Here is a 24,124-nt window from a genome sequence, read left to right on the forward strand (position 1 = left end):
ATCCGCCACCCCGGATCCGCCACCGTGATCGCCACGGCCGTTCGGACGCTCCACCGTGCAAACCGGCCCGGGAGCAAGCACGGTGGGGGCGTGCTGAGGAGAAGGCTGGCGGCCCTGTGCGCCCTGTGCGTCCTGCTGTTCTGCGTGCCGGCGACCGGCGCGCAGGCCAGGTCGCCCGGGTGGGCGGTCGTGGTGGTGGACCAGGAGTCCCGTAGCGTCCTGGTGCTGCAGAGCGCCGAGGAGCTGATGGCCTACCGGGGCCCGGGGCGGCTGCCGGTCGTGTGGGGCTGGAGCGCCGACCGGGCGGCCGGGCTCGCGGACCTGGCGCCCGCGCGGAGCTGGACGAATCCGGACGAGGCGAAGAGCCGGGTCCGGCAGGGCCGGCGCTACCTGCTGACCACCGCCTCCGGCGGCCTGGCCGCCGTCGTGGACACCACCACCGGCGCGACGCGCTGGGCGGCGGACCTGGGCGGGGCGGCCAATCCGCACAGCATCGAGCTGCTGCCGGACGGCAACGTCGCGGTCGCGGCGAGCGGTGGCGGGTGGGTGCGGCTGTACGCGGCCTCGCAGGGGCCGCGTGCCACCGCCCACGCCGGCTACCCGCTCCCGGGCGCGCACGGCGTGCACTGGGACGGCCGGACGGGCCTGCTCTGGGTGCTCGGCGACGACGTGCTGACCGCGCTGCGGGTGGGCGGTACCCCGGCGGCGCCCACCCTGACCGCCGTCCGGTCGACGCCGCTGCCCGACCACGGCGGGCACGACCTCGCGCCGGTGCTGGCCGAGCCGGGGCGGTTCTGGGTGAGCACGCTGACCGGCCTGTGGCGGTACGACCCGGCGGCCGACCGCTTCACCGCCGTGCGGCTGGACGACCCCGCAGCCGTCCGGGACGTGAAGAGCGTCGGGGACGAGCCCGGCACCGGACGGCTGCTGACCGTGGCCCCCGACCACAGCGGGCCGTGCTCCTGGTGCACCTCGGTGATCACCCTGCACCGGCCGGACGGTACGCGGACCCTGCGCGGGACGCACCTCTACAAGGCGAGGTGGTGGGGAGGCTGGTAGCAGATTTGCGACGCGCAGGTGCCGGTTTCGGGGTTCGGGTCGGCGATGCCACCCGTTCTGCCGACGGCATTCGGATGATGGGGCATATTGTGTACCCCGGCAAACTACTCCAATAGAAGTGAGTTTCCCGTCGCCGTCCGTAAACCATCCGTCCACCGTGTCGGCTGGGATAGCGTCGAAGGCGTCGGGGGGCCGACACCGATTCGGTGTATTCGAACACTAGCTACCGGGCCGTAATGGCCGGATTGAGTCATGGAGAAAAACGTGTCGAATTTGATGCCGGAAAACATGCCGGAGAAAATGCCGGACACCGTCGACGACCTGCAACTCGCGGCGGAATCGCTGGCCGCTTTCCCGGCCCGGGGCGCGGCCGGAGGCGCGGATGTCACCGAGCGTCTCGCGGCGGTCGCCGAACTCTGCCGGTCGGTTGACGCGGTGCTCGACAGCCTGGTCGTCCAGGTCGCCGCGGAAGCGGCCGAGGAGGGTTGGACGGCGGCCCGGATGGCGGCGGAACAGTCCGGTTACTACGCCAGGTTGCGCCGGGCACTGCTCCCCGCCGCGACCGGCGCCGGGCTGACGCAGCAGTGAGCGCGCTGCACCTGGGCGTGCACGTGCTGTCCTGCCCCACCCGGTGGAGCGACGTCGACGAGAACGGGCACATCAACAACGCCCGGCTGGTCGGCTACGTCCAGGAGGGGATTTACGACATGTTCTGCCACCACGAGACCGCCGTCCGGGACGCCCTGTTCCCGTCCGGATTCATTATCGCGCGACACGAGATCGATTTTCTGGAGCAGTTGTACCACCGGCCCGAGCCATTGTCGGTGCAGTTGACGGTTGAACGGATCGGGCGGAGTTCCACGCATATCGTGGTGGATGTCTGCCGTGACCCGCACACCTTTATGCGGGCCAGGACCGTGGTGGTCGCGCGGGACCGTGAATCCGGCCGCTCGCGCAAACTCAGTTCGAACGAGCGGCGTTTTCTCGAGGCGTTTATGCCGGACGAGGTGCGGGCCCCCGCCGTGCCGGCTGTGCCTGCTGTGCCCACCGCACCGGCCGTGCCGGTCACGGCGCCGCCGCCGCAGCGGGTGGCGGCCCGCACGGGCGCCGCTCTGCCGCACCGCACCCGCAGACGGTGTCGGGCCTCGGCGGCCTGACACCCGGGCCCCTGGTGGCCCCGCGCCGGGCAGGGCGCGGGCCGGCGACGTGATCGACAACGGCGTCGATCCGTCCGGCCGGTCTCCCTGCCGCCGTGCCGCAGTACGCTGAGCAGCACGGGCACCGGCGAACCCCAGGCGGTCACGGGCCGTGACGGCGCAGCCGACCGGACCTCGCCGCCACCAGCCGTCCGCCACGGGCCGTCCGCCATCAGCCGTCCGCCGCCACCGGGCCATCGGGCCATCGGATCGTCCGCGCGAGGGCCGGCGGCTCTCGGCCTCCGGCTTCCGGGCGGAGCGCAGCCGGTCCCCGCCGACCGGAAGGAGGACGCGATGACCATCTCCCCGGAGGACTTCCGCGCCCGCGTCGTCGACTGCGGGGAGTACCCGAGCGAGGCGGAGGCGGAGCACGCCATCCGGGTCGTGCTCGCACTGCTCGGTGAGCACCTGGTCGGGGCCGAACGGGCCGAGCTCGCCGACGCGCTGCCCGAGGCGTACGCCCCGCTGCTGCGCGATGCCGGGCCCGCCGCCGAACCGCTGACCGCCGAGCGCTTCGTGCGCGGTGTGGTCGGCTGGATCGACGGCGCGACCGAGGCGACTGGGCCGTGGGACATCGGGGCCGTGCTCGGCACCCTCGCCGACCTGGCCCCGGGGGAACTGGTCGACCGCGTGGTCGAGCAGCTCCCGGACGGTTACGACCTGCTGTTCGGCCACCCGGTGCCGGCCTGGGCCGGCGCGCCGGTGGTGGCCCGGAACAGCTCCGCACCCCGGCCGGTCAGCTCGACCGGTCCGGCACCCGGCCGCAGGTAGACGGACGCGCCCCGGGGGAGGTCGAGGTCCGCGAAGCCGGGGGCGTGCAGTCGGGCGCGGCCCTCGGCGCACAGCAGGATCTGCGGGGTGGGCAGCTCGGCGCGGACGGCGGCCGGGCCCGGGCGCAGCCGGGAGAGTCGGAACTCCTCGGCGGGGGAGGGGAATTCGTCCTCGAACCGGTCTCCTGGGAGCGCCGTGAGGACCTGCGGTTCACCGGTGTGGAAGGACGTGACCGCCAGCAGGCCGTCGACGTCGACGTGCTTGGGGGTGAGCCCGCAGCGCAGCACGTTGTCCGAGTTGGCCATCAACTCCACACCCACGCCCCGGAGGTAGGCGTGCGGCACGCCAGCGTCCAGGTAGAGGGCCTGGCCCGCCGTAAGCCGGACGTGGTTGAGCAGCAGCGCGGCGACCAGGCCCGGGTCGCCGGGGTACTGCGCGGCGGCGCGGGCGTAGCCGGCGCAGGCCTCGGCGAACGGGCCGCCCTCGGCCGCGAGCCGGTGCAACGCCCTGGTGATGTCGCGGAGTTGGGGGCCGGTGGGACGGTCCTCGGCCAGGACCCGGCGCAGCAGTGCGGGCAGGACCTCGGCGGCGGGGTGCGCGCGCAGGTCGTCCGCCCAGCGGGCGAGCAGCGGGACGGCGAGCGCGTCCAGCAGCCGGGCCGTGTCGGGGGCCGGGCGGAATCCGCACAGTGCTTCGAAGTCCCCGAGGGCGCAGATGAGTTCGGGCTTGTGCCCGGGGTCCTTGAAGACCCGCTCGGGTGCGTCGAGCGGGACCCCGCGGGCTTCCTCGGCCGCGTACCCGGCCGCCGCCTGGGTCCGGGTCGGGTGGACCTGGAGGGAGAGCGCCCGGTCGGCGGCCAGCACCTTGAACAGGAACGGCAGCGCCGGGCCGAACCGCCCCACGGTGTCCGGCCCGAGCATGGCGTTCGGGTACCGCTGGATGAGTTCGTCCAGCGGCTGCGGCCCGCCGGCGCCGTCCGGAGCCAGCAGCTCGGAGGGAGCCGACGGGTGTGCGCCCATCCACAGTTCGGCCTGCGGGGCGCCGGTCGGCGCGGTGCCGGTCAGTGCGGGGATGGCGGTGGGCGAGCCCCACGCGTACGGGCGGACCGGGTTGTGGAGCAGGGCGAAGGGCGGGAGCGACATGGCGCGGCCTCCGAGGGGTTCGGGTCAGCGGCAGAGCGCGGCCGCGCCGATCAGCCCGGCATCGGTACCGAGTTCGGCGCGGCGGACGTCGAGGCCGCGGATGTAGGACAGCGTGGCGTAGCGGTCGAGGTGGCGGGCGAGCGGCGCGAACAGGACGTCGCCGGCGGTGGCGACGCCGCCGCCGACCACCACCCGGTCGAGGTCGACCAGGGCCGCGGTGGCGGCGATCCCGGCGGCGAGGGCCTGGGCGGCGCGGTCGAAGGAGGCGAGCGCGACCGGGTCGCCCGCCTCGGCGTCGGCGGCGACGGCCCGGGCCGAGCGGTCCTCCCCGGCCGGGCGCCAGCCCTCGGCGAGGGCCCGGCGGGCGATCGTGGTGCCGCTGGCGAGACCCTCCAGGCAGCCGCGCGAGCCGCACGGGCAGGGCTCGCCGTCCAGGTCGACGCTGATGTGGCCGAGGTGGCCGGCGTTGCCGCTCGGGCCGGGACGGACGGCGCCGTCGAGCACCAGCCCGGCGCCGACCCCGGTCGAAACCACCAGGCACAGCGCGTTGGCCGCGCCCCGGGCGGCGCCCTGCCAGTGCTCGGCGGCGGCCATCGCGACGCCGTCCCCGGCCAGGTGGACGGGCAGCCGCCGGGCGGCCACCGCCGGGTGCGCGGCGACCTCGGCGACCAGCGGGAAGTCGCGCCAGCCGGGGATGTTGACGGGGCTGACGGTGCCGGCGGCGAGGTCGACCGGGCCGGCGCTGCCGATCCCGACGGCCGTCACGGCGGTCCAGTCGGCGGTGCCGGCGAGCCGGTCCAGCACCTCGTGCACGACGGCGAGCACGGCCGCGCCCGGCTCCCGGGCCGGGGTGGGCAGTTGGAGCCGGTGCCGCAGCCGCCCGTGGCCGTCGACCAGCGCCCCGGCGATCTTGGTGCCGCCGATGTCCACGGCGGCGAACAGCGGGGTGGCGGCGGGCGGCGGGGTGAGGGTCATCGCGGCGGGCTCCAGGCGGGTTCGGGCGGGGGTGGCGCCCCGGCGGGCGGGCCGGGGCGCCGATCAGCGTAGTGCGGCATGCGGGGCGCGGCGGGCGGGGGTGCGAGACCCCCAACGGCGGGGCCCCCAACGGCGGGGCCCCCAACGGCGGGGCCCCAGCGGCGGGGCCCCAGCGGCGGGGCCCCAGCGGTAGGGCCCCGCCGTCAGCCGGCCGTGCTCAGCCCGCCGCGCTCAGGCGCAGCGTGACCAGCTCGAACGGCCGCAGCGCCAGCCGCACCGCGCCGTCCTCCACGGCCACCTCGCCGCGGGTGCCGTCCCAGGGCCGCTCCAGCAGGTCGCAGGGGACGGCGCCGGCCAGCGGGTAGGAGGTGGTGAGCAGGCCACGGGCGCGGCCGCCGCCGGCCTCGTAGACCCGGACGATCAGGTCGCCGCTGCGGTCGTCGGCGAGCTTGACCGCGCTGACCACCAGCGCGTCGTTGTCCAGCTGCACCAGCGGCGCGACCTGCTCGGCGCTGCCGGTGACGCGCCGCTCGGGCAGGCCGATCCGGTAGCCCTCGCGGACGGCGTCGCCGATCGCCGCGCCCGGGACGAGGGCGTGCCGGAAGCGGTGCAGGCCCTGGTCGGTCTTCGGGTCGGGGAAGCGCGGCGCGCGCAGCAGCGAGAAGCGGACGGTGGTGGTGGTGCCGCCGTCGGTGTCGCGCACGGCGCGGGTGACGTCGTGGCCGTAGGTGGAGGCGGTGACGAGGGCGACGCCCCAGCCGGGCTCGTCAAGGTGGACGAAGCGGTGGTTGCAGGCCTCGAACTTGGCGGCGTCCCAGCTGGTGTTGGTGTGGGTGGGCCGGTAGAGGTGGCCGAACTGGGTCTCGGCGGCGTACCGCTCGGTGTGCACGTCCAGCGGGAACGCGGCCTTGAGGAACTTCTCGGTCTCGTGCCAGTCGACCTCGGTGTCGATGTCGAGCCGCTGCTCGCCCGCCCGCAGGGTGAGCGTCTGGACGACGGTGGACGAGCCGAAGGAGCGCGCGACCCGGACGGTGGCCTGGTCGGGGGCGGAGAGCGCCGTCAGCGCGTCCACGGCGGTCAGGTCGGTGACGGTGTTGCGGTAGAACTGGTCGACGTCCCAGGCGTCCCACATGTTGGGGAAGTCCGGGTGCAACTGGAGCAGGTTGGCCCGGGTGCCGGGGGCGACGCTCTCCCGGCCGCTCGCCACCTCGACCACCGACGCCACCAGGCCGTCGGCGTCCACGACCACGTCCAGCAGCCCGTTGCGCAGCAGGAAGCCGCCCTCGGGCCGCTCGACGACCTCGCAGGCGCCCGCGCCGAACACGGCCGGGGCGGCCCCGCCGGCCGGGACGGCCGAGCGCGGGTGCGGCGCCGAGTTGAACACCAGCTCGCGCCCGCCGGCGGTGTCCCCGGCGAGGGCCTGCTGGGCGCCGTCGATCAGCGAGTCCAGCTCCGCGGCCAGCGCCGCGTACGTCGCCTCGGCCTCGCGGTGCACCCAGGCGATGGAGGAGCCGGGCAGGATGTCGTGGAACTGGTGCAGCAGGACGGTCTTCCAGATCCGGTCCAGCTGCTCGTACGGGTAGGCCGCGCCGGTGCGCAACGACGCAGTGGCGCACCAGAGTTCGGCCTCGCGCAGCAGGTTCTCGCTGCGCCGGTTGCCCTGCTTGGTCTTCGCCTGGCTGGTCAGGGTGGCCCGGTGCAGCTCCAGGTAGAGCTCGCCGACCCAGACCGGCGGGTTCGGGTACTCGGCCTCGGCCTTGGTGAAGAACTCGGCGGGCTTCTCCCAGCGGACGGTGGCCGAGCCCTCCAGGTCCTTCATCCGGCCCGCCTTGGCGACCATCTCGCGGGTGGTGCCGCCGCCGCCGTCGCCCCAGCCGGTCGGGGCGAGCGAGTGCCGGGCCACTCCCTTGTCCTTGAAGTTCCTTGCCGCGTGGGCGATCTCGCTGCCCTTCATGGAGCAGTTGTAGGTGTCCACGGGCGGGAAGTGGGTGAAGATCCTCGTCCCGTCGATGCCCTCCCAGAGGAAGGTGTGGTGCGGGAACTTGTTGATCTGGCTCCACGAGATCTTCTGCGTCAGCAGCCACTTGGAACCCGCGTTGCGGATGATCTGCGGCAGGCCGCCGGTGAAGCCGAAGGTGTCGGGCAGCCACGCCTCGTGGTTCTCCACCCCGAACTCGTCCAGGAAGAACCGCTTGCCGTGCACGAACTGCCGGGCCATCGCCTCCGAGCTGGGCATGTTGGTGTCGGACTCGACCCACATGCCGCCGGCCGGGACGAACCGGCCCTGCGCCACGGCCTTCTGCACCCGGGCGTACACCTCGGGGCGGTGCTCCTTGATCCAGGCGAACTGCTGCGCCTGGGACATGGTGTAGAGGAAGTCCGGCTCGTCCTCCAGCAGCGCGGTCATGTTGGCGGTGGTGCGCGCCACCTTGCGGACGGTCTCGCGCAGCGGCCAGAGCCAGGCCGAGTCGATGTGCGCGTGGCCGATCGCACTGATCCGGTGCGCGGACGGCACGGCGGGCGCGGCCAGCACCCCGGCGAGCTCCGAACGGGCGGCGGCCGCCGTGCCGTTGACGTCCTGGAGGTCGATCGCGTCGAGCGCCCGCTCGACCGCGCGCAGGACGTCCCAGCGGCGGGCGCCGTCCACCGGCAGCTCGGCCATCAGCTCGCCGAGCACCTCCAGGTCGATCACCAGCTGCCAGACCGTCTCGTCGAAGACGGCGAGGTCCATCCGGGTCAGCTTGTACTGCGGCTGGTCGCCGGCGGTGTCCTTGTCGCCCAACTCGGTGGGCAGGAAGGGGTGGTAGTCCAGGATGACCGGGTTGGAGGCCGCCTCGACGTGCAGCAGGACCTGCTCGCCGCCGGCCGCGGGGGCGGCGATGCGCACCCACTGGTTCTGCGGGTTGAGGCCCTTCACCGGGGTGCCGTCCGGGCGGTAGACCAGGCCCTCGCACTGGAAGCCGGGCATGTTGGCGTCGAAGCCGAGGTCGATCAGCGCCTCGACCGTCCGCCCGGCCCAGGCCTGCGGCACGGTGCCGGTCACGGTGATCCAGCTGGTGCCCCACGGCGCGCCCCAGGCGTCGCCGACCGCGATCGGGGTGCGCGGCGCGGCCAGGCCCTCGGCGACCGGGACGGGCTCGCCGGGTGCCGTCCAGATGCCGACCTCCAGCGGGACGGACTCGGGGTAGACGGCCGGGCGGATGCGCTCGTCCAGGACGCGCTTGAGGCGGGACTCGACCAGCGTGCGGTCATCGTGCATGTCAGCGGGCTCCGTTGCGTGACTGAGGGGCGTGTCTGAGGGGCGTGAGTGAGGATCGTGGCTGAGGGGTAACGGCTGGGGCGAAGGGTTACAGGGACCGTACGTCGTCCGGGTGGACCACCTCGGTGATCCCGCGCGCGGCCAGGTGGGCCTGGTCCTCGGCGTGTTCGGCGAGGACGGTGGTCGGGCGGGCGCCCGCCTCGGCGAGGCGCATGAACGCCTCGTAGACGGCGCCGCCGGGCCCGCAGACCGAGCGCTTGGGCGCGGTCACCTCGTCCCCGGTGGCCACCACCACGGCGGTGGTGCGCGGCGCGGGCGGCTGCCAGGAGCGGCGCGCCTCGGCGGCGGCCTCGGCCAGTCGGGCGCCGGCCGGCTTGACCGCGCGGTCGGTGGTGAGCAGGCCGAGGCTGTACTCCAGCTCGGGGAAGTCGGCCAGCGAGCGGTCCACGTCGTGCGAGCACCACCAGGTGACGCCCCACACGTCCGGGCAGTCGAGCACGGCCTCGACGGTGGCACCGGTGAACCGGGCGGCGTCCTCGGCGGTGATGTGCGGGGCGGGGGCGCCGACCTCCTGGAGCCAGACCGGGCGGGCCGGGTCGTCCGCCCAGGCCTTGGAGAGCTCGACCAGGTAGGCGGCGTGCTGCGCGGTGGCGGTGGAGTGGGCGCCGTAGCGCTGGGCGGTGCCGTTGAACACCCAGGAGTGCACGGCGGTGGCGGCGCCGATCCGGGCCGAGTGCCAGGGGGTGAACGGGTGTTCGTCCAGGTACCAGGCGGCGTCGTAGGAGGCGTGCAGGTGCATCCGGCCGGGCGCGCCCTGCTCGCAGGCGTCGAGCATCCGGCGCAGCCAGGCGTCGGCCTGTCCGGGGGTGATCCGGTCGGGGTCGGGGTGCGGTTCGCCGGAGAACTGGTTGATCTCGTTGCCGAGCGTCATGCCGAGGAAGTTGGGCCGCTCGTGCAGCGCCTCGGCGAGGGTGCGCAGGTAGGCGGCCTGGCCGTCGAGGACCTCGGGGTCGGTGAAGATGTTGCGCCGGTGCCAGGTCTGCGTCCAGGAGGGCAGGAAGTCGAAGCTCGACAGGTGGCCCTGGAGGCCGTCCACCGCGACGTCCAGGCCGCGTTCGCCGGCCGCGTCCACCAGGGCCGCCAACTGCTCGACGGCGCGCGGGCGGATCAGGGTGCGGTTGGGCTGGAACAGCGGCCAGAGCGGGAAGACCCGGACGTGGTCCAGGCCGAGTGCGGCGATGGAGTCGAAGTCGGCGCGGACGGCGTCCAGGTCGAAGTCGAGCCAGTGGTGGAACCAGCCGGCGCTGGGTGTGTAGTTGACGCCGAAGCGGGGGCGCTGCGGTGCGGGGGTGCTCATGGGCGGGTGATTCCTCAACGGGTGTGGGGCGAACGGGCGGTGGGGTCAGGAATCGTCGGACACGTCCTCGGTCGGACCGGGCCTAACCCTTGACGGCTCCCTCCTCGACGCCCTTGAAGAAGAAGCGCTGGCAGACGCCGAACACCACGACGATCGGCAGGAAGGCGATCATGGTGCCGGCCGCGATCAGCCGCGGGTTCGCGGAGAAGGTGCCGTTGAGGTACTGGAGTCCGACGGTGAGGGTGTACTTCTGCGGGTCGTTGAGCACGATCAGTGGCCAGAGGAAGTCGTCCCAGGCGCCGATGAAGGTGAAGATGACGATCACGCTGAGCATGCCGCGCACGTTGGGCAGGCTGATGTGCCAGAGCCGCTGCCACACGGTGGCGCCGTCGACCAGGGCGGCCTGGTCGAGTTCGAGCGGGACGGCGGCGAAGGCGGTGCGCATCAGCAGCACGTTGAGCATGGCGATCGCGCCGGGCAGGGCGACGCCGGTCAGGCTGTCGGCCAGACCGAGGCCGCGCACCAGCACGTACTGGGAGACGATGGTGACCTCGCCGGGGAGCACCAGGGTGGCGAGGAAGAGGCCGAGGACGAGCTTGGCGCCGCGGAAGCGCAGCCGGGCGAGCGCGTAGCCGGCCAGGGTGCAGCCGACCACGTTGCCGGTGATGCAGATGGCGGCGACGATCAGCGAGTTGAGGGCGTAGGTCCAGACCGGGATGGTCTCGGCGACCTTGCCGTAGTTGCCGAAGGTCAGCTGTTCGGGGATGAAGCTGGGGGTGCTGGTGTAGACGTCCTCGTTGGGGCCCTTGAGGGAGGTGGAGAGCTGCCACAGGAACGGCCCGACCACCAGCAGCAGGACGAGCACCAGGAGCAGGTAGCGGCCGGCGGTCTGGGCGGGGGAGGGGGTGTTGAAACCCCGGGAGCCCTGGGAGCCCCGGGAGCCCCGGGGTCCCTGCGAGCCCTGCGAGTCTTGAGCGCGGCGGGCGGCCTTCGAACGGGAGTCGGTCACGGGGTTCAGGCCGCCTTCCGGTTCAGGCGCATCAGCAGCAGCATCGGGCCGAGGGTGATGACGAACAGCATCAGGCTGAGCGCGGAGGCGTAGCCGAGGTGGCCGTTGAAGCCGCGGCTGTACATCTGGATCAGCATCACCACCGACATGTCCCGCCCGCCCGGGCCGCCCTGGCCGTGGGAGAGCACGTACAACTCGGAGAAGACGCGCAGCGCGCTGACCGAGATGAGGACGGAGACCAGCATCATGGTCGGCCGCACCCCGGGCAGGGTGACGTGCCAGAACCGGCGGATCGGGCTGGCGCCGTCGACGGCCGCCGCCTCGTGCAGTTCGCGCGGGACGTTGGCGAGGGCGGAGAGGTAGATGACCATGTAGTAGCCGAAGCCCTTCCAGACGGTCAGGGCGATCGCGCTGAACAGCAGCAGCCAGCGGTCGGTGAGGAAGGCGACCGGGGAGTCGGTCATCCCGGACTGCTGGAGCAGGCCGTTGACCAGGCCGCGGTCGTCCAGCACCCAGCCCCAGATCAGCGCCACCACGACGGCGGAGGCGATGACCGGGGTGTAGAAGGCGGTGCGGAAGAAGGTGATGCCGGGGACCTTGCGCTGGACGAGCAGGGCGAGCAGCAGCGGCAGGATGGTCAGCAGGGGCAGGCAGACCAGCATGAAGACGATGCTGTTGAGCAGGGCGTCGGCGAGCTGTTCGTCGTCGAGCAGGCGCCCGTAGTTCTCCAGGCCGGTGAACTGCCCGCCGCCCAGGGGCTTGGCGTTGGTGAAGGACAGGATCACCGTGTTGACGGCCGGCCAGAGGTTGAAGACGGCCAGCCAGAGTATCGCGGGCCCGGCGAGCAGCCAGGGGGTGAACCAACGCCGGTGGGTCATGCCGTTGCCTTCCTGGGGGTGGTGCGGGTCATTCCCGGGTGCGGCGGGCGGGGGTGGCCCGCCGCTCGACCGGTACGGTCGGGGTGGCGGTCGGCCGTCAGCCCTTGAGCAGCTTGTTGCACTGCTCGACGGCGGAGTCCAGCGCCTGCTTGGAGCTCGCGTCGCCGCTGATGGCCAGCGCGATCTGCTGGTTGATGATGGTGCTCATGGCGTCGTCGACCTGGACGGGCTGGATCAGCTTGGCCTTGGCGAGCGAGTCGAAGGCGACCACCTTGGCGTCGCCGGCGTTGGTGCCGTCGCTCTTGCTGAAGAACGGGTCGTTCGCGGAGGCCTTGGTGGACGGGAAGACGCTGGTCAGGTGGGAGAACGCGGCCTGGTTCTCGGGGCTGGTGACCCAGCGGGCGAGGGCGACGGCGGCGGCCGGGTTCTTGGTGTTCTTCGGGATGGTCAGGCCTTGTACGTACAGCGGCGGGACGCCCATGGTGGGGGAGGAGAGCATCTTCGGGGCCATCGTCGGGTTGTCGGTGGCGAGGCTGGTGATGAAGTTGCCGCCGCCGGTGGTCCAGGCCGCCGTGCCCGCGTTGAAGAGCTTGGAGTTGCCGACGTAGGTGTTGGTCAGCACGTCCTTGGGCAGCAGGCCCTCCTTGAAGGCGTCGCGGTACTTGTCGAGCAGCGCGGCGGCCTCGGGGGTGTTGAAGGTGAAGGACTTGCCGTCGTCGGACATGAGCTTCACGCCGGCGTTGTAGAGGTCGCCGAGGCCCGGCTTGCGGCTCATCAGGTAGGTCTGGCCGCCGGACTTCTCCTTCATCGCCCGGGACTGGGCGATCAGGTCGTCCAGGCTGGCGGGGAGCTTCTTCGGGTCCAGTCCGTTCTTCGTCAGGAGTTCCGAATTCCAGTAGTTCACATCGGTGTTGAGGTACCACGGGTAGCCGAAGGTGCCGTTCAGGCCGGTGTAGCGGTAGGCCTCGACGCCGCCTGCGACGTACTCGTCGGCGAGCTTGGGGTCGGCCTTGAGGACGTCCAGCAGGAGGTCCTTCTTGGCCAGCGGGAAGGCGAAGTCCGGCGGGAGGTTGACCACGTCGGGCAGGCCGCCGGACGCGGCCTGGCTGAGGACCTTGTCGGAGTAGCCCTCGCCGGGCTGGTCGAGCCACTCGACCTCGACGCCGGGGTACTTCTTCTTGAAGCCGTCGAGGACGCCTTGGACGTAGTCGGTGAACTTCGGCTTGAGCGCCCAGGTCTGGATCGAGACCTTGCCCTTGACCTCGCCGGTGGCGGCCGCACTCGCCACGCTGTCGCTGTTCTTGCTTTCGCTGGAGCCGAGTCCGCAGCCGGTGAGTGCGGCCGCGGTGAACGCCGTCGTGGTCAGTGCCGCCCAGATTCTTCGCATGAGGGTCTCCCGGTCCTGGGGGTGGGTGGGGGATCGTGCCGAGCTCGGGGGGTGGTTTTGGGTCACGGGGGTGGTGCCGAGTTCCAGAACCTGTATTACTAAACCGGTCTAGCTATGCCAGGGACTATGCTCCCGCCTAAACTTGGATGTCAAGAGAGGAGTCGGGTTCTGTGGCCAGACCGACGATCGCCGACATCGCGCGCCAGGCCGGTGTCTCCAAGGGCGCGGTGTCCTTCGCGCTCAACGGCCGCCCCGGCGTGAGCGAGGCGACCAGGGCCCGGATCCTGCGGGTCGCCGAGGAGATGAACTGGCGCCCGCACAGCGCCGCGCGGGCCCTCGGCGGAGCCAGGGCCGACGCCGTCGGGCTGGTGATCGCCCGCCCGGCCCGCACCATCGGCGTCGAGCCGTTCTTCAGCCAACTGCTGTCCGGCCTCCAGGCGGTGCTCTCGGCCAGCTCCGTCGCGCTGCACCTGATGGTGGTCGAGGACACCGCCGCCGAGATCGAGGTCTACCGGCGCTGGGCCTCCGAGCACCGGGTCGACGGCTTCATCGTCGTCGACCTCCAGGTCCGCGACCCGCGGCTGCCGGTGCTGGACGAACTCGGCCTGCCCGCCGTCATCCTGGGCGGGCCCGGCAAGGGCGGCGGCCCGCTGCGGATCTGGGCCGACGACCGGGAGGCGATGCTCTCCATCGTCGACTACCTGGCCGCCATCGGGCACCACCGGATCGCCCACCTCGCCGGGCTGCCGCACTTCCAGCACACCCAGCGCCGGATCCGCGCGCTGCGCGACGCCTCCCGCCGGCTCGGGCTGGAGGAGGCCGTGTCGGTGCCCACCGACTTCAGCGACGCCGAGGGCGCCGCCGCCACCCGCACCCTGCTCTCCCGGCCCCGGCGGCCCACCGCGATCGTCTACGACAGCGACGTGATGGCCGTCGCGGGGCTCGGCGTGGCCGGGGAGATGGGCGTCGCGGTCCCCGCCGAACTGTCCATCGTCTCCTTCGACGACTCGGTGCTGGCCCGGATCGTCCACCCGCCGCTGACCGCGCTCAGCCGGGACACCTTCGCGCTCGGCGAGCAGGTCGCCCGCAGCCTGCTGGCGGCCCTCGACGAGGCCGGCTCCGGGCGCGACCTGCAGATGCCCACGCCGCGGCTGACCGTGCGCGAGTCCACCTCGCCGCCGGGGGCCGAGCCACCCGACGGGGTGGTTGCTGCGCGAGTCGTTGACAGCGCTCCTGAACCGGTTTAGGTTCGCTGCGCCGAGCGGCCTCCGCCCGGCGCGCACCCAGGCCCTGTCCGGCCCGCACCCTCCGCAGGCCCGCTCCCCCCGCGGGCCCGCCGCGTCGCCGCTGCGCAGGCCGCAGCGGCGACGCGGTCGCCCCGCCCCCGCGCGCACCGCCACGCCCACATGCACCCGGCCCGTCCACGCCGACGGCCCGCCCCCACCCACCTCCGCTCGATCGGAGCCACGCATGTCACGACGGATACCCCTGCTGCTCAGCGCCGCCCTCGCGGCCGCCGTGCTGGGCGCCGCCCCCGCCGCCCACGCCGGGCCGCAGGCGCCCACCACCCCGACCGCCAGTACGCCCGGCACCCCCGGCACCCAGCCCTACGCCTCGTACTGGTACCCCTCCACCATCCTCAACTGGGACCCGGCCACCGACCCGGACGCCCGCTTCAACCGCTCCAGCGTCCCGCTCCAGCCGCGCACCAGCGACCCCGCCCTCAAGGCCAACCCCAACGCCCGCACCGGCGAAGGGAAGGTCGCCTCCCTGGTCTCCTTCGGGCCCACCTCCAACAACCCCTCCCAGGGCTCCGCCGACCCCAACTACTACGCCTTCGGCTACTGGCAGTACGTCGACAAGCTGGTCTTCTGGGGCGGCTCGGCCGGCGAGGGCCTGATCCTCGCCCCCAACCCGACCGTCATCGACGCCGCCCACCGCAACGGCGTCAAGGTCTACGGCACCGTCTTCTTCCCGCCCGCCGCCTACGGCGGTCAGCTCCAGTGGCTCCGCGACTTCGTCCAGAAGTCCGGCAACAGCTACCCCGTCGCCGACAAGCTCGCCCAGGCCGCCCAGTACTACGGCTTCGACGGCTGGTTCATCAACCAGGAGACCGGCGGCGGGGATTCGGCCCTCGCCACCGAAGTGCGCAACCTCATGCAGTACAGCAAGGCCAAGAGCGGCACCGAGTTCATGTGGTACGACGCCATGACCACCTCCGGCTCGGTCAACTGGCAGAACGCCCTCACCTCCGCCAACTCCCCGTTCCTCCAGGACGGTTCGAAGCGCACCTCGGACTCGATGTTCCTGAACTTCAACTGGAGCTCCGGCGGCCTGAACTCCTCCCGCGCACTGGCCCGGCAACTCGGCCGCAGCGAGTACGACCTCTACTCCGGCATCGACACCGAGGCCAACGGCTACAACACCGGCGTCGACTGGAACTCCCTCTTCCCGGCCGGCCGGCCGCACACCACCTCGCTCGGCCTCTACCGGCCCGAATGGACCTGGAAGTCCGCCACCGACCGGGCCGACTTCTACGCCAAGGACGCCCGCTACTGGGTCGGCGCCAACAACGACCCGTCCAAGGCCAACCCCGCCGACAACTGGCCCGGCCTGGCCGGCTACGTCGCCGAGTCCTCGCCGATCACCGCCAAGCCCTTCGTCACCAACTTCAACACCGGGCAGGGGGACTTCTACAACTCCGCCGGCACCCGGGTCGCCACCGGCGGCTGGAACAACCTGTCCCTCCAGGACGTCCCGCCGACCTACCGGTGGATGGTCGACTCCAGCGGCAGCCGGCTCACCCCGTCCGTCGACTTCACCGACGCCTACCAGGGCGGCTCCTCGCTGCGCCTCACCGGCACCCTGGACGCCGCCAACACCGTGCGGCTGTACGAGACCAAACTGCCCGTCGCCGCGAACACCAAGCTGGACCTGGTGGTCAAGACCCCGGCCGCCGGGCCCACCAAGCTCAAGGCCGCGGTCTCCTTCACCGACGCGCCGAACAGCTTCACCACGATCGACGTCGGCGCCAACTCCGGTACCGGGTGGGAGCGGCACACCCTCGACCTCGCCCCGTACGCGGGCCGCACCATCGCCCAGCTCGCCCTCCGGGCCGACGGCACCGACCCCGCCTACGACGTGCGGATCGGCCAGATCTCCGTCCACGACGGCGAGGTGGGCGCCCCGGCGGGGCCCAGCGGCCTCACCGTCCTCGGCGCGAGCGACGTGACGGCGGGCTCCAGCCAGTCGCTGCGGCTCTCCTGGACGGCCGCGCCCGGCGGCGACGTCCACCACTACGAGGTGTACCGGCGCAACGCCGACGGCAGCCGGACCTTCCTCGGCGCGACCCCCAACGACGCGTACTACGTCGGGCGGCTCGACCGGGCCGGCACCGAGGACGCCACCACCCTCGACGTCGAGGCCGTCTCCACCACCTACGGCCGCTCCACCGCCGCCTCCACCACCGTCGGCTGGACGGGCACGCCGCCCGCGACCGGCGGCAACCTGGCGCTGAACCGCCCGGCCACCGCCTCCGGCCAGTGCAACGCCAACGAAGGCCCGGCCAAGGCCGTCAACGGCACCGTCAACGGCGGCACCGGCGACAAGTGGTGCAGCCTGAACAGCTCCAAGTGGCTTGAGGTGGACCTCGGTTCGGCCAAGCAGCTGTCCAAGTTCGTGGTCAAGCACGCGGGCGCGGGCGGCGAGAGCGCGGCCTTCAACACCCGCGACTTCTCGATCCAGGTCCGCTCGAACACCACCGACCCCTGGACGACGGTCGCCGACGTCACCGGCAACACCGCGGGCACCACCACCCACCCGGTGACCACCACCGCCCGCTACGTCCGGCTGGTCGTCACCAAGCCCACCCAGAACACCGACCCGGCCGCCCGCATCTACGAGTTCGAGGCCTGGGGCCAGTAGCCGGGCACGCCGGCAACTCCCGCCGGGCGCGCGGCAACCGACCCCGCGCCCGGCCCCCGTACCTGCACCGAAAGGACCCTCCCCGTGCCGGTCACCATCACCGCCGTCGAGAACACCGACCTCTTCACCGGTCCCGAGGAAGCCCCGCGCCAACTGCTGCGGGTCACCCTCGACGGCCCGGCCGCCCGGATCACCGTCAGCGGTCCGGGTGTGCGCGGCGAGGCGACCGGCACGGGGCTGGTCGAAGTCCCACTGGAGCTCACCGGCGCCCCCGAGCCGGGCACCAAACTCCCCGTCACCGTCGAGGCGGAGGGCGCCTGCGTGGACGCCCTGGTGGAGGTCGCCGAGCCCGGCTGGACGATGTTCCTGGTCTCGCACTTCCACTACGACCCGGTCTGGTGGAACACCCAGGCCGCCTACACCTCCCCCTGGGAACTGCTCTCCGCCGACGCCACCACCCGGCCCCTCTGGGAGCGCAACGGCTTCGCGCTCGTCGACGCGCACATGGACCTCGCGCTGCGGGACCCGGTGTACAAGTTCGTCCTCGCCGAAGTCGACTACCTCAAGCCGTACTTCGACCAGCACCCCGAGCGCCGCGAGACCCTGCGCACGCTGCTGGAGCGCGGCCAGGTCGAACTCGTCGGCGGCACCTACAACGAGCCCAACACCAACCTCACCGGCGCCGAGACCACCATCCGCAACCTCGTCTACGGCATCGGCTACCAGCGCGACATCCTCGGCGGCGACCCGCAGACCGCCTGGCAACTCGACGTGTTCGGGCACGACCCGCAGTTCCCCGGCCACCTCGCCGCGGCCGGCCTCACCGGCAGCGCCTGGGCCCGCGGCCCCTTCCACCAGTGGGGCCCGATCCAGAAGAACTTCCGCGAGGCCAAGGACGACGCCCGGGTGATGCAGTTCCCGAGCGAGTTCGAGTGGATCGCCCCCTCCGGCGAGGGCGTGCTCACCCACTACATGCCGCACCACTACTCGGCCGGCTGGTGGATGGACTCCTCCCCGGACCTCGCCACCGCCGAACAGGCCGTCTACGAGCTGTACCGCAAGCTCAAGCCCGTCGGCGCGACCAGGAACCTGCTGCTGCCCGTCGGCACCGACTACACCCCGCCCAACAAGTGGGTCACCGAGATCCACCGCTCCTGGGCCGCCAAGTACCTCTGGCCGCGCTTCGTCTGCGCCACCCCGCGCGACTTCCTCGACGCCGTCCGGGCCGAACTCGCCGCCACCGGCCGCCGGCCCAGCCCGCAGACCCGCGACATGAACCCGGTCTACACCGGCAAGGACGTCTCGTACATCGACACCAAGCAGGCCCAGCGGGCCGGCGAGGTCGCCGCCGCCGACGCCGAGAAGCTCGCCACCCTCGCCGCCGTCCACGGCCTCGGGCAGTACCCGACCGCCGCCCTCGACAAGGTCTGGCGCCAACTCGCCTACGGCGCCCACCACGACGCCATCACCGGCTCCGAGTCCGACCAGGTCTACCTCGACCTGCTCGGCGGCTGGCGCGAGGCGCACGACCTGGCGGCCGCCGTCCGGGACGAGGCGCTGGACGTGCTGACCGCGCGGATCTCCACCGCCGGCGTCGGCTCGGCCGCCGACGCAGGGTCGGCCGACTCGGCTGTGGTCGTCACCAACACGCTCTCCTTCGACCGGACCGACCTGGTCGTCGTCCAACTGCCCCCGCGGACCGGGGCGGTACGGGTGCTCGACGACCGGGGCGAGCCCGTGCCGAGCACCGTCGACCGGGGGGCCCTGCGCTTCCTCGCCGCCGACGTCCCCGCGCTCGGCTGGCGCACCTGGCGGCTGGTGGAGGGCCCGGCGGCGGAGCCCTGGACGGCGGCCGAGGGCGTGGTGATCAGCAACGACCGCTACCGGGTGAGCGCCGACCCCGTCCGTGGCGGCGGCCTGTCCTCCGTCCACGACCTGCTGCACGACCGGGAGTTGATCCAGGGCGGCCGGATCGGCAACGAACTGCGGGTCTACGAGGAGTACCCGCAGCACCCCGACTTCGGCGAGGGCCCCTGGCACCTGGTGCCCAGCGGGCCGGTGCGCGGCTCCGGCACGGCCCCGGCCGACGTGCGCCGCGAGACCGGCCCGCTCGGCGAGCGGCTGGTGATCGGCGGCACCGTCGACGGGATCCGCTACGAGCAGACCGTCACCCTGTGGCGCGGCCTCGACCGGGTCGACTGCCGGACCAGGGTCGTCGACTACTCCGGCGCCGACCGACTGCTGCGGCTGCGCTTCCCCGTCGACCTGCCCGGCGCGCTGCCGGTCAGCGAGGTCGCCGGCGCCGTCGTCGGGCGCGGCTTCGCCCTGCCCGACGTCGACTCCGCCGAGGCGCCGTGGACCTTGGACAACCCGGCCAACACCTGGTTCGGCCTCGGCGCCACCGCGCGCGCCGTCCTGTCCGATCCGGCCGGATCGCCGCTGGGGGAGCGGGCGTTGGGCGTTGCCGAGGTGGTCGTCCCGAGCCTGGACGACGCCGCCGACGCCCGCCCGCTGGTGGTCGCCCTCGCCCGGGTCGGCGTCACCGCCACCACCTCCGGCGCCGACTGGGCCCGGTACGGCTGGCTGGACGTCGACTCCAACCTGCCCGACTTCCGGATCGTCCTCGGCGGGCCGGAAGAGAACGACGCCGCCCGGGAGTTGATCGAGCGGGCCGGCGAGGAGTACGCGAGCGTCCTCAAGACGCACGGCGCGGTCTGGGTGCCCGCGCTCACCCCGCTCGCCGAGGTCTGGCAGCCCGGCGCCGACCTGCGGGACCTGCGGGCACTGCCCGCGCTGGTCGTCGCGGACGCCGCCGCGCTGGTCGCGGACCTCGCCGACGCCCGGATCAGCGCCGTCTGCCCGTCCGAGGTCGTGGACCAACTCGCCGACCACACCGTCGCGTTGCTCAGCTTCGGCCTGCCCGGCTTCGCGGTCGACACCACCGGAGCCCTGCACCTCTCGCTGATGCGCTCCTGCACCGGCTGGCCCTCCGGCGTCTGGATCGACCCGCCCCGGCGCACCCTGCCCGACGGCGCCTCCTTCCAACTCCAGCACTGGACGCACGAGTTCAGCTACGCACTGGTCGGCGGCCCGGGCGACTGGCGGAGCCAGACCCTGCCCGCCCAGGGCCAGGAGTTCAACCACCCGCTCTACGCCCGGATCGCGCCGCCGCAGGACGGCCCGCTGCCGGCCACCCTCTCCTGGCTGCGGATCGAACCGCAGCGCGAAGTCCTGCTCGGCGCGCTCAAGCCCGCCGGCAACCCGATCGCGCACGGATCGGCGGCGGTCGTCGGGCGTGAACTCGCCGTCCGGTTGGTCGAGTCGACCGGCCTCGGGCGTACGGCGGAACTCGGCGGCGCACTCGGGCTGAGCCACCTGCGGCCCGCCGACCTGCTGGAACGCCCCCTCGGCGAGGCCGTCGAGCGCGTCGACCTCGCCGGCTCGCAGATCGCCACCTTGCTCGCCGCCCCGGGCGTCGCCGCCGAACCCGGCGGCCCGGTCCTCGGCCCGGTCGCCGAACCCGCGCAGCCCGTCCACGCCCGCTACTGGCTGCACAACCGGGGCCCGGCGCCGCTCGGCTACCTGCCGGTCTCCGTCGGCGCCTCGCCCGGCCTGCTGCGGACGGACGGCGAGGCGGTCGAACTCTCCGTCGCCCTGTCCTCGCAGCTGCGCGACGCGGTGGTCGAGGGCACGGCCGTCGTCCTGCCGCCCGAGGGCTGGCAGACCAGCCTCGGCAGCCGCCCCTACCGGCTGGAGCCCGGCGGCCACCTGCGCTTCCCGGTCACCCTCACCCCGCCCGCCGAAGCGCTGCCCGGCCTGCACTTCGCCGCCGTCCGGATCGTGCACGACGGCCAGGAGATCGAGGACGTCGTGACCATCGCCGTCGGCGACCTCCCCGGCCTGCTGCCCGCCCCCGGCGACACCCCCGAGGACTGGACGATCGCCCAGGGCACCAAGGCCACCACCGGCCGCGACACCGGCCTGGACGTCGCCGTCTCCGAGGAGACCCTGCGCGTCACCCCGGGCGGCCGCACCACCCTCGGCCTCACCCTCACCAACCGCACCCGCGGCGAGATCCGCGGCGAACTGCAACTCGTCTCCCCCTGGGGCACCTGGGAGGCCATCGCCGACCCGGTCCGCGGCTTCACCGTGGCGGCCGGATCGTCCTCGACCGTGGACTTCGAGATCGCCGCCCCCGAATCCACCGACCCCGGCGCGTACTGGGCGCTGGCCAAGGTGATGTGGTTCGGCCGCTGCCAGTACGCCCCGACCGTCGCCCTGGAGGTGGAGGCATGACCCTCGGTCTGCTCGACGGCCGGCCGCTCCCGCGCACCGCCCTCGACCACCGCCTCGCCGCCCTCCGCACCGGCCCGCGTTCCACCGCCCTGCCTCAGTCCGGCAGTTCGGAGGGCCGCCAGCTCACCCGCTGGGTCGCCCAGGTGCTGCTGACCGAGGCGCTGTGCGAGGCGGTCGCCACCGAGCGCGACCTGCCCGTACGGTCCACCGGACCGGCGCGCCTGGACCAGCAGGCCGCCGTCGAACTCGGCTCCATCACCGCCGCCGCCTACGAGGGCAGCGCCGCCGTCCGGGCCGTCTACGCGGCGGTCACCGCCGACGTCGAACCCTCCGCCGCCGACGTCGCCCACTACCGCACCCTGACCACCCGCCCGCCGTCGTCCGTCTGGCACCTCGCCCTGCCCGACGGCGAGTTGGAGGCCGACCCCGACACCCTGCCCGCCGCCCTCGCCGAAGCCCTCCGCGAGGCCGCACCCGGTACCTGGGTCACCGCCGGCCCCTGGACGGCCGCCCTCCTCGCCGTCCGCACCACCCCGGAGGAGCGCGACCCCACCACCGACCTAACCGAAGCCGCCCGCCGCGCCGCCTTCGTCCGCTGGCTCGACCACGAGCGCGCCCAACGCCTCACCCTCGTCGAGGGATTGGAGCACCCCGGCGACCCGGCCCAACCCGACAACCACCACCGCCACTGAGGCGCCGCCCCCTCCGCCGATCTCGACGGTGGCCCCGTCGAGGTCGGCGAAGGGGGCCGGTGGCCAGGCTCAGCCGCCGCCCACGCCGCCGGTCGAACCGCCGTGCCCGTACCGGAAGTGGTTCCACGAGCGCCGGTCCGAGACCGAGGGCGGGGGCGGCGGTGCGGGGCGCTGGTGGTGGCTGACGTGCAGGTCCACCTCGACGGCGGGGGAGAGGGCCTCGCGCAGCTCGCGGTGGAGCGCAGTGGTGTCGGTGTCCTGGGGCAGGGGCCGCTGGGGGAGCTCGCCGCGCTCCAGCAGGACGGTCAGCGTGATGGTGACGGACCTCGGGCGCGGGTCGCCGTCGTACGGCTCCTCTGTGGAGTGGTCGATCCGGATCCGTCGCACCTCGGTGACCGGCATCGGCCGGTCCGCCCGGGCCCCCCGGACGAGGACAACAGTGGCCGGCTCGGCGGAGGGCGCGAAGCGCAGCCGGTGCACGGTACGGAAGACCAGGCGGACCATCAGCGCCCACCCGATGACCGCGCACGCCCCACCGGCGATCCCGGCCGCCGCCCACACCGGGCCCCATCCGGTGCCGGCGAACAGCATGCCGATGTCGAGGGGAAGGGAGAAGAGAGCACCGTACAGGAACAGCACCGGTGCCGCGATCACGCTCTGGAGCGCGGCCGTGAGGGCGTACCGGAGCGAGCCGCCCCGCTCCACGAGGACCAGGTCGAGCACGCCCGGGTTCGAACGATCCATCAGAACACGCCGCATGACGCAACGGTAGAAGTGCGCGGCGCGCTGCGGAAGTACAAGGCGCCGACCGGCCGGCCGCGAGCCGCTACGGGTCGCCCCGACTCGGCAGCCCCCGTCAGGCGATCTTGCACGGCACGTAGGCGTGCCCCAGCTGAACGGCCGCGCCCAGGCGGTGGTTTCCGTCCTGGATGCTGATGCCGCCCCCGTCGACCCGGATCTTGATCGGTTCGAGTGCGGCGCTGTTCTTCATGCCGGTGACGGCGGCGCCGAGCCGCTTCTCGACGAGCCCGCCCGCCACGGTCTGCGCACGGCCGCTGGCCTGCTGCAGCAACGCGACGCTCACCTCGACCAGTTGGCCCGAACGCACACCCTGCGCCTCGAAGTCCTGCAACTGGTCGATCTGCGCACCCTGGAAGGCCCCGGCGCCCGCCCGGACGTGGAAGCTGGTGTCCCGCTGCCGGGAGAAGTGGCCGCTCAGGTCCGCCTGCGCCTGCTCCGGACCGACCTCCATGTTGACGAGCTTGTAGTAGGTCTCCAGGTCGTCGTCGACCTTGATGTACCCGTAGCTGCCGTCCTCGTCGAAGATCACGCGCTCCTCGGAGCCCGCGAGTTGGTAGATCTTCTCGTAGTACTCCTTGGTCAGCTTCTCGTCCAGGACGAGCCGCAACCCCGGATAGTCCGGGTCGACGTGGGTGTGGTCGCCCTCCTCCCCGGCGGGCTTCGCCGCAGGGCGCCGCTGCACCGAGGGCCCGACGGCCTGCGTGCCGTGCGCGTGCGCCGCGTGCTCCGCCTCGGACTCCCGGGCGAGCGGCCGGGACAGCACCCGGGAGGCGTTGGCCTCGGCCTCGCGCTCGAAGCGGTCGGAGGGGTCGCTGACCCGCAGTCCCGTCCCGTCGTCGGTGCCCGCGACAGGGCCGCTGCGCTGCTGGATGACGTGGGTCAACTCGTGCGCGAGCGTGTGCTTGTCGCCCCCTCCGGCGCCGAGCACGATGTGGCTGCCCGAGGTGTACGCGCGGGCGCCGATCCCCGCCGCCGACTCCCGGGCGGTCGCACCCGTGTGCAGCCGGACATCGGAGAAGTCCGCACCCAGCCGCGTCTCCATCTCGCTCCGGATCCCGTCGGCCAAGGGCGTGCCGGCGCTCCTCAGCACCTCGTGGACGGCAGAACGCTGTACGTCGGCCGCGGCGTGCTCGTGCTGCTCCTGTTCCTGCTCCAGCATCCGGCTCACCGCGGCATTGCCCACGGCCCGCTGCATGGCGGTGAGCGCTGCCGGAGTCACCGCCCGGGCACCGGACGGCAGCCGGGCGGGAGCCGCGGGCCGACTGCTACGGCCCGGTCGTCGGTCGGCGGCAAACGCACTACCGGAGTCATGGGCACGCACAGGAAAGGCCCCTTCGAGGGATCGGCGACAGTCCCTCCCAGTCTGTTCGACCCCGCA

The 24,124-nt window shown here is 73.1% G+C and carries 17 protein-coding genes; 8 read left to right on the forward strand and 9 right to left on the reverse strand.

Going from position 1 to position 24,124, the window contains the following annotated elements; translation table 11 throughout:
- Positions 1-90: 90 nt before the first annotated feature.
- The 4 genes from ACFVHI_RS15995 (at position 91) to ACFVHI_RS16010 (ending at position 3,026) form a co-directional block, all read left to right on the forward strand.
- Positions 91-1,059: a DUF6528 family protein gene (locus ACFVHI_RS15995; RefSeq protein ID WP_380339544.1), complete on the forward strand. Its 969-nt coding sequence runs from the start codon at positions 91-93 to the stop codon at positions 1,057-1,059.
- A 252-nt stretch (positions 1,060-1,311) separates the two neighbouring features.
- A complete protein-coding gene (locus ACFVHI_RS16000; protein WP_063346410.1) occupies positions 1,312-1,647 on the forward strand; it encodes a hypothetical protein in 336 nt (111 codons plus the stop codon).
- Positions 1,644-2,216, forward strand: a complete 573-nt coding sequence (locus ACFVHI_RS16005; protein ID WP_063346409.1) for a thioesterase family protein — start codon at positions 1,644-1,646, stop codon at positions 2,214-2,216. The genes ACFVHI_RS16000 and ACFVHI_RS16005 overlap by 4 nt, the downstream gene beginning before the upstream one ends.
- A gap of 333 nt (positions 2,217-2,549) precedes the next feature.
- On the forward strand, positions 2,550-3,026 hold the full coding sequence (locus ACFVHI_RS16010) for a DUF2267 domain-containing protein (protein WP_079135401.1): 477 nt from the start codon (positions 2,550-2,552) through the stop codon (positions 3,024-3,026).
- Here the strand turns inward: ACFVHI_RS16010 and manA are convergent.
- The 7 genes from manA to ACFVHI_RS16045 form a co-directional block, all read right to left on the reverse strand.
- Entirely contained in the window at positions 2,909-4,168 is a 1,260-nt protein-coding gene (gene manA, locus ACFVHI_RS16015; RefSeq protein ID WP_380339549.1) for a mannose-6-phosphate isomerase, class I, read from the reverse strand. The genes ACFVHI_RS16010 and manA overlap by 118 nt on opposite strands.
- A gap of 24 nt (positions 4,169-4,192) precedes the next feature.
- Positions 4,193-5,143: an ROK family protein gene (locus ACFVHI_RS16020; protein WP_380339552.1), complete on the reverse strand. Its 951-nt coding sequence runs from the start codon at positions 5,141-5,143 to the stop codon at positions 4,193-4,195.
- Between the two features lie 217 nt (positions 5,144-5,360).
- Positions 5,361-8,402 carry an alpha-mannosidase gene (locus ACFVHI_RS16025; RefSeq protein WP_380339555.1) on the reverse strand — a complete coding sequence of 1,014 codons (3,042 nt, stop codon included), beginning with the start codon at positions 8,400-8,402 and terminating at the stop codon, positions 5,361-5,363.
- Positions 8,403-8,490: 88 nt separating this feature from the next.
- Positions 8,491-9,759 (reverse strand): glycosyl hydrolase, encoded by a 1,269-nt coding sequence (locus tag ACFVHI_RS16030; protein ID WP_380339557.1) that lies wholly within the window; start codon positions 9,757-9,759, stop codon positions 8,491-8,493.
- Between the two features lie 82 nt (positions 9,760-9,841).
- Positions 9,842-10,777 carry a carbohydrate ABC transporter permease gene (locus ACFVHI_RS16035; protein WP_380339692.1) on the reverse strand — a complete coding sequence of 312 codons (936 nt, stop codon included), beginning with the start codon at positions 10,775-10,777 and terminating at the stop codon, positions 9,842-9,844.
- Positions 10,774-11,646, reverse strand: coding sequence for a carbohydrate ABC transporter permease (locus tag ACFVHI_RS16040; RefSeq protein ID WP_380339560.1), 873 nt, complete (start codon positions 11,644-11,646; stop codon positions 10,774-10,776). The genes ACFVHI_RS16035 and ACFVHI_RS16040 overlap by 4 nt, the downstream gene beginning before the upstream one ends.
- A 97-nt stretch (positions 11,647-11,743) precedes the next feature.
- Complete coding sequence (locus ACFVHI_RS16045) at positions 11,744-13,033, reverse strand: ABC transporter substrate-binding protein (protein WP_063346402.1); 1,290 nt, start codon at positions 13,031-13,033, stop codon at positions 11,744-11,746.
- A gap of 170 nt (positions 13,034-13,203) precedes the next feature.
- On the opposite strand from ACFVHI_RS16045, the gene ACFVHI_RS16050 reads away from it, so the two are divergent.
- The 4 genes from ACFVHI_RS16050 (at position 13,204) to ACFVHI_RS16065 (ending at position 21,945) form a co-directional block, all read left to right on the forward strand.
- Entirely contained in the window at positions 13,204-14,280 is a 1,077-nt protein-coding gene (locus ACFVHI_RS16050) for a LacI family DNA-binding transcriptional regulator (RefSeq protein WP_380339563.1), read from the forward strand.
- 223 nt (positions 14,281-14,503) lie between these two features.
- Complete coding sequence (locus ACFVHI_RS16055; RefSeq protein ID WP_380339565.1) at positions 14,504-16,957, forward strand: discoidin domain-containing protein; 2,454 nt, start codon at positions 14,504-14,506, stop codon at positions 16,955-16,957.
- An 84-nt stretch (positions 16,958-17,041) separates the two neighbouring features.
- Complete coding sequence (locus ACFVHI_RS16060) at positions 17,042-21,253, forward strand: NEW3 domain-containing protein (protein WP_380339568.1); 4,212 nt, start codon at positions 17,042-17,044, stop codon at positions 21,251-21,253.
- Complete coding sequence (locus ACFVHI_RS16065) at positions 21,250-21,945, forward strand: hypothetical protein (RefSeq protein WP_380339571.1); 696 nt, start codon at positions 21,250-21,252, stop codon at positions 21,943-21,945. The genes ACFVHI_RS16060 and ACFVHI_RS16065 overlap by 4 nt, the downstream gene beginning before the upstream one ends.
- Positions 21,946-22,014: 69 nt before the next feature.
- Here the strand turns inward: ACFVHI_RS16065 and ACFVHI_RS16070 are convergent, their stop codons facing one another.
- Both ACFVHI_RS16070 and ACFVHI_RS16075 read right to left on the reverse strand, forming a co-directional pair.
- Positions 22,015-22,704, reverse strand: a complete 690-nt coding sequence (locus tag ACFVHI_RS16070; RefSeq protein WP_380339574.1) for a hypothetical protein — start codon at positions 22,702-22,704, stop codon at positions 22,015-22,017.
- 97 nt (positions 22,705-22,801) lie between these two features.
- Positions 22,802-23,965, reverse strand: a complete 1,164-nt coding sequence (locus tag ACFVHI_RS16075) for a DUF4157 domain-containing protein (RefSeq protein ID WP_380339577.1) — start codon at positions 23,963-23,965, stop codon at positions 22,802-22,804.
- Positions 23,966-24,124: the final 159 nt, after the last annotated feature.

Source organism: Kitasatospora sp. NPDC127121 (assembly GCF_042677305.1).
Classification (GTDB): Bacteria; Actinomycetota; Actinomycetes; order Streptomycetales; family Streptomycetaceae; genus Kitasatospora.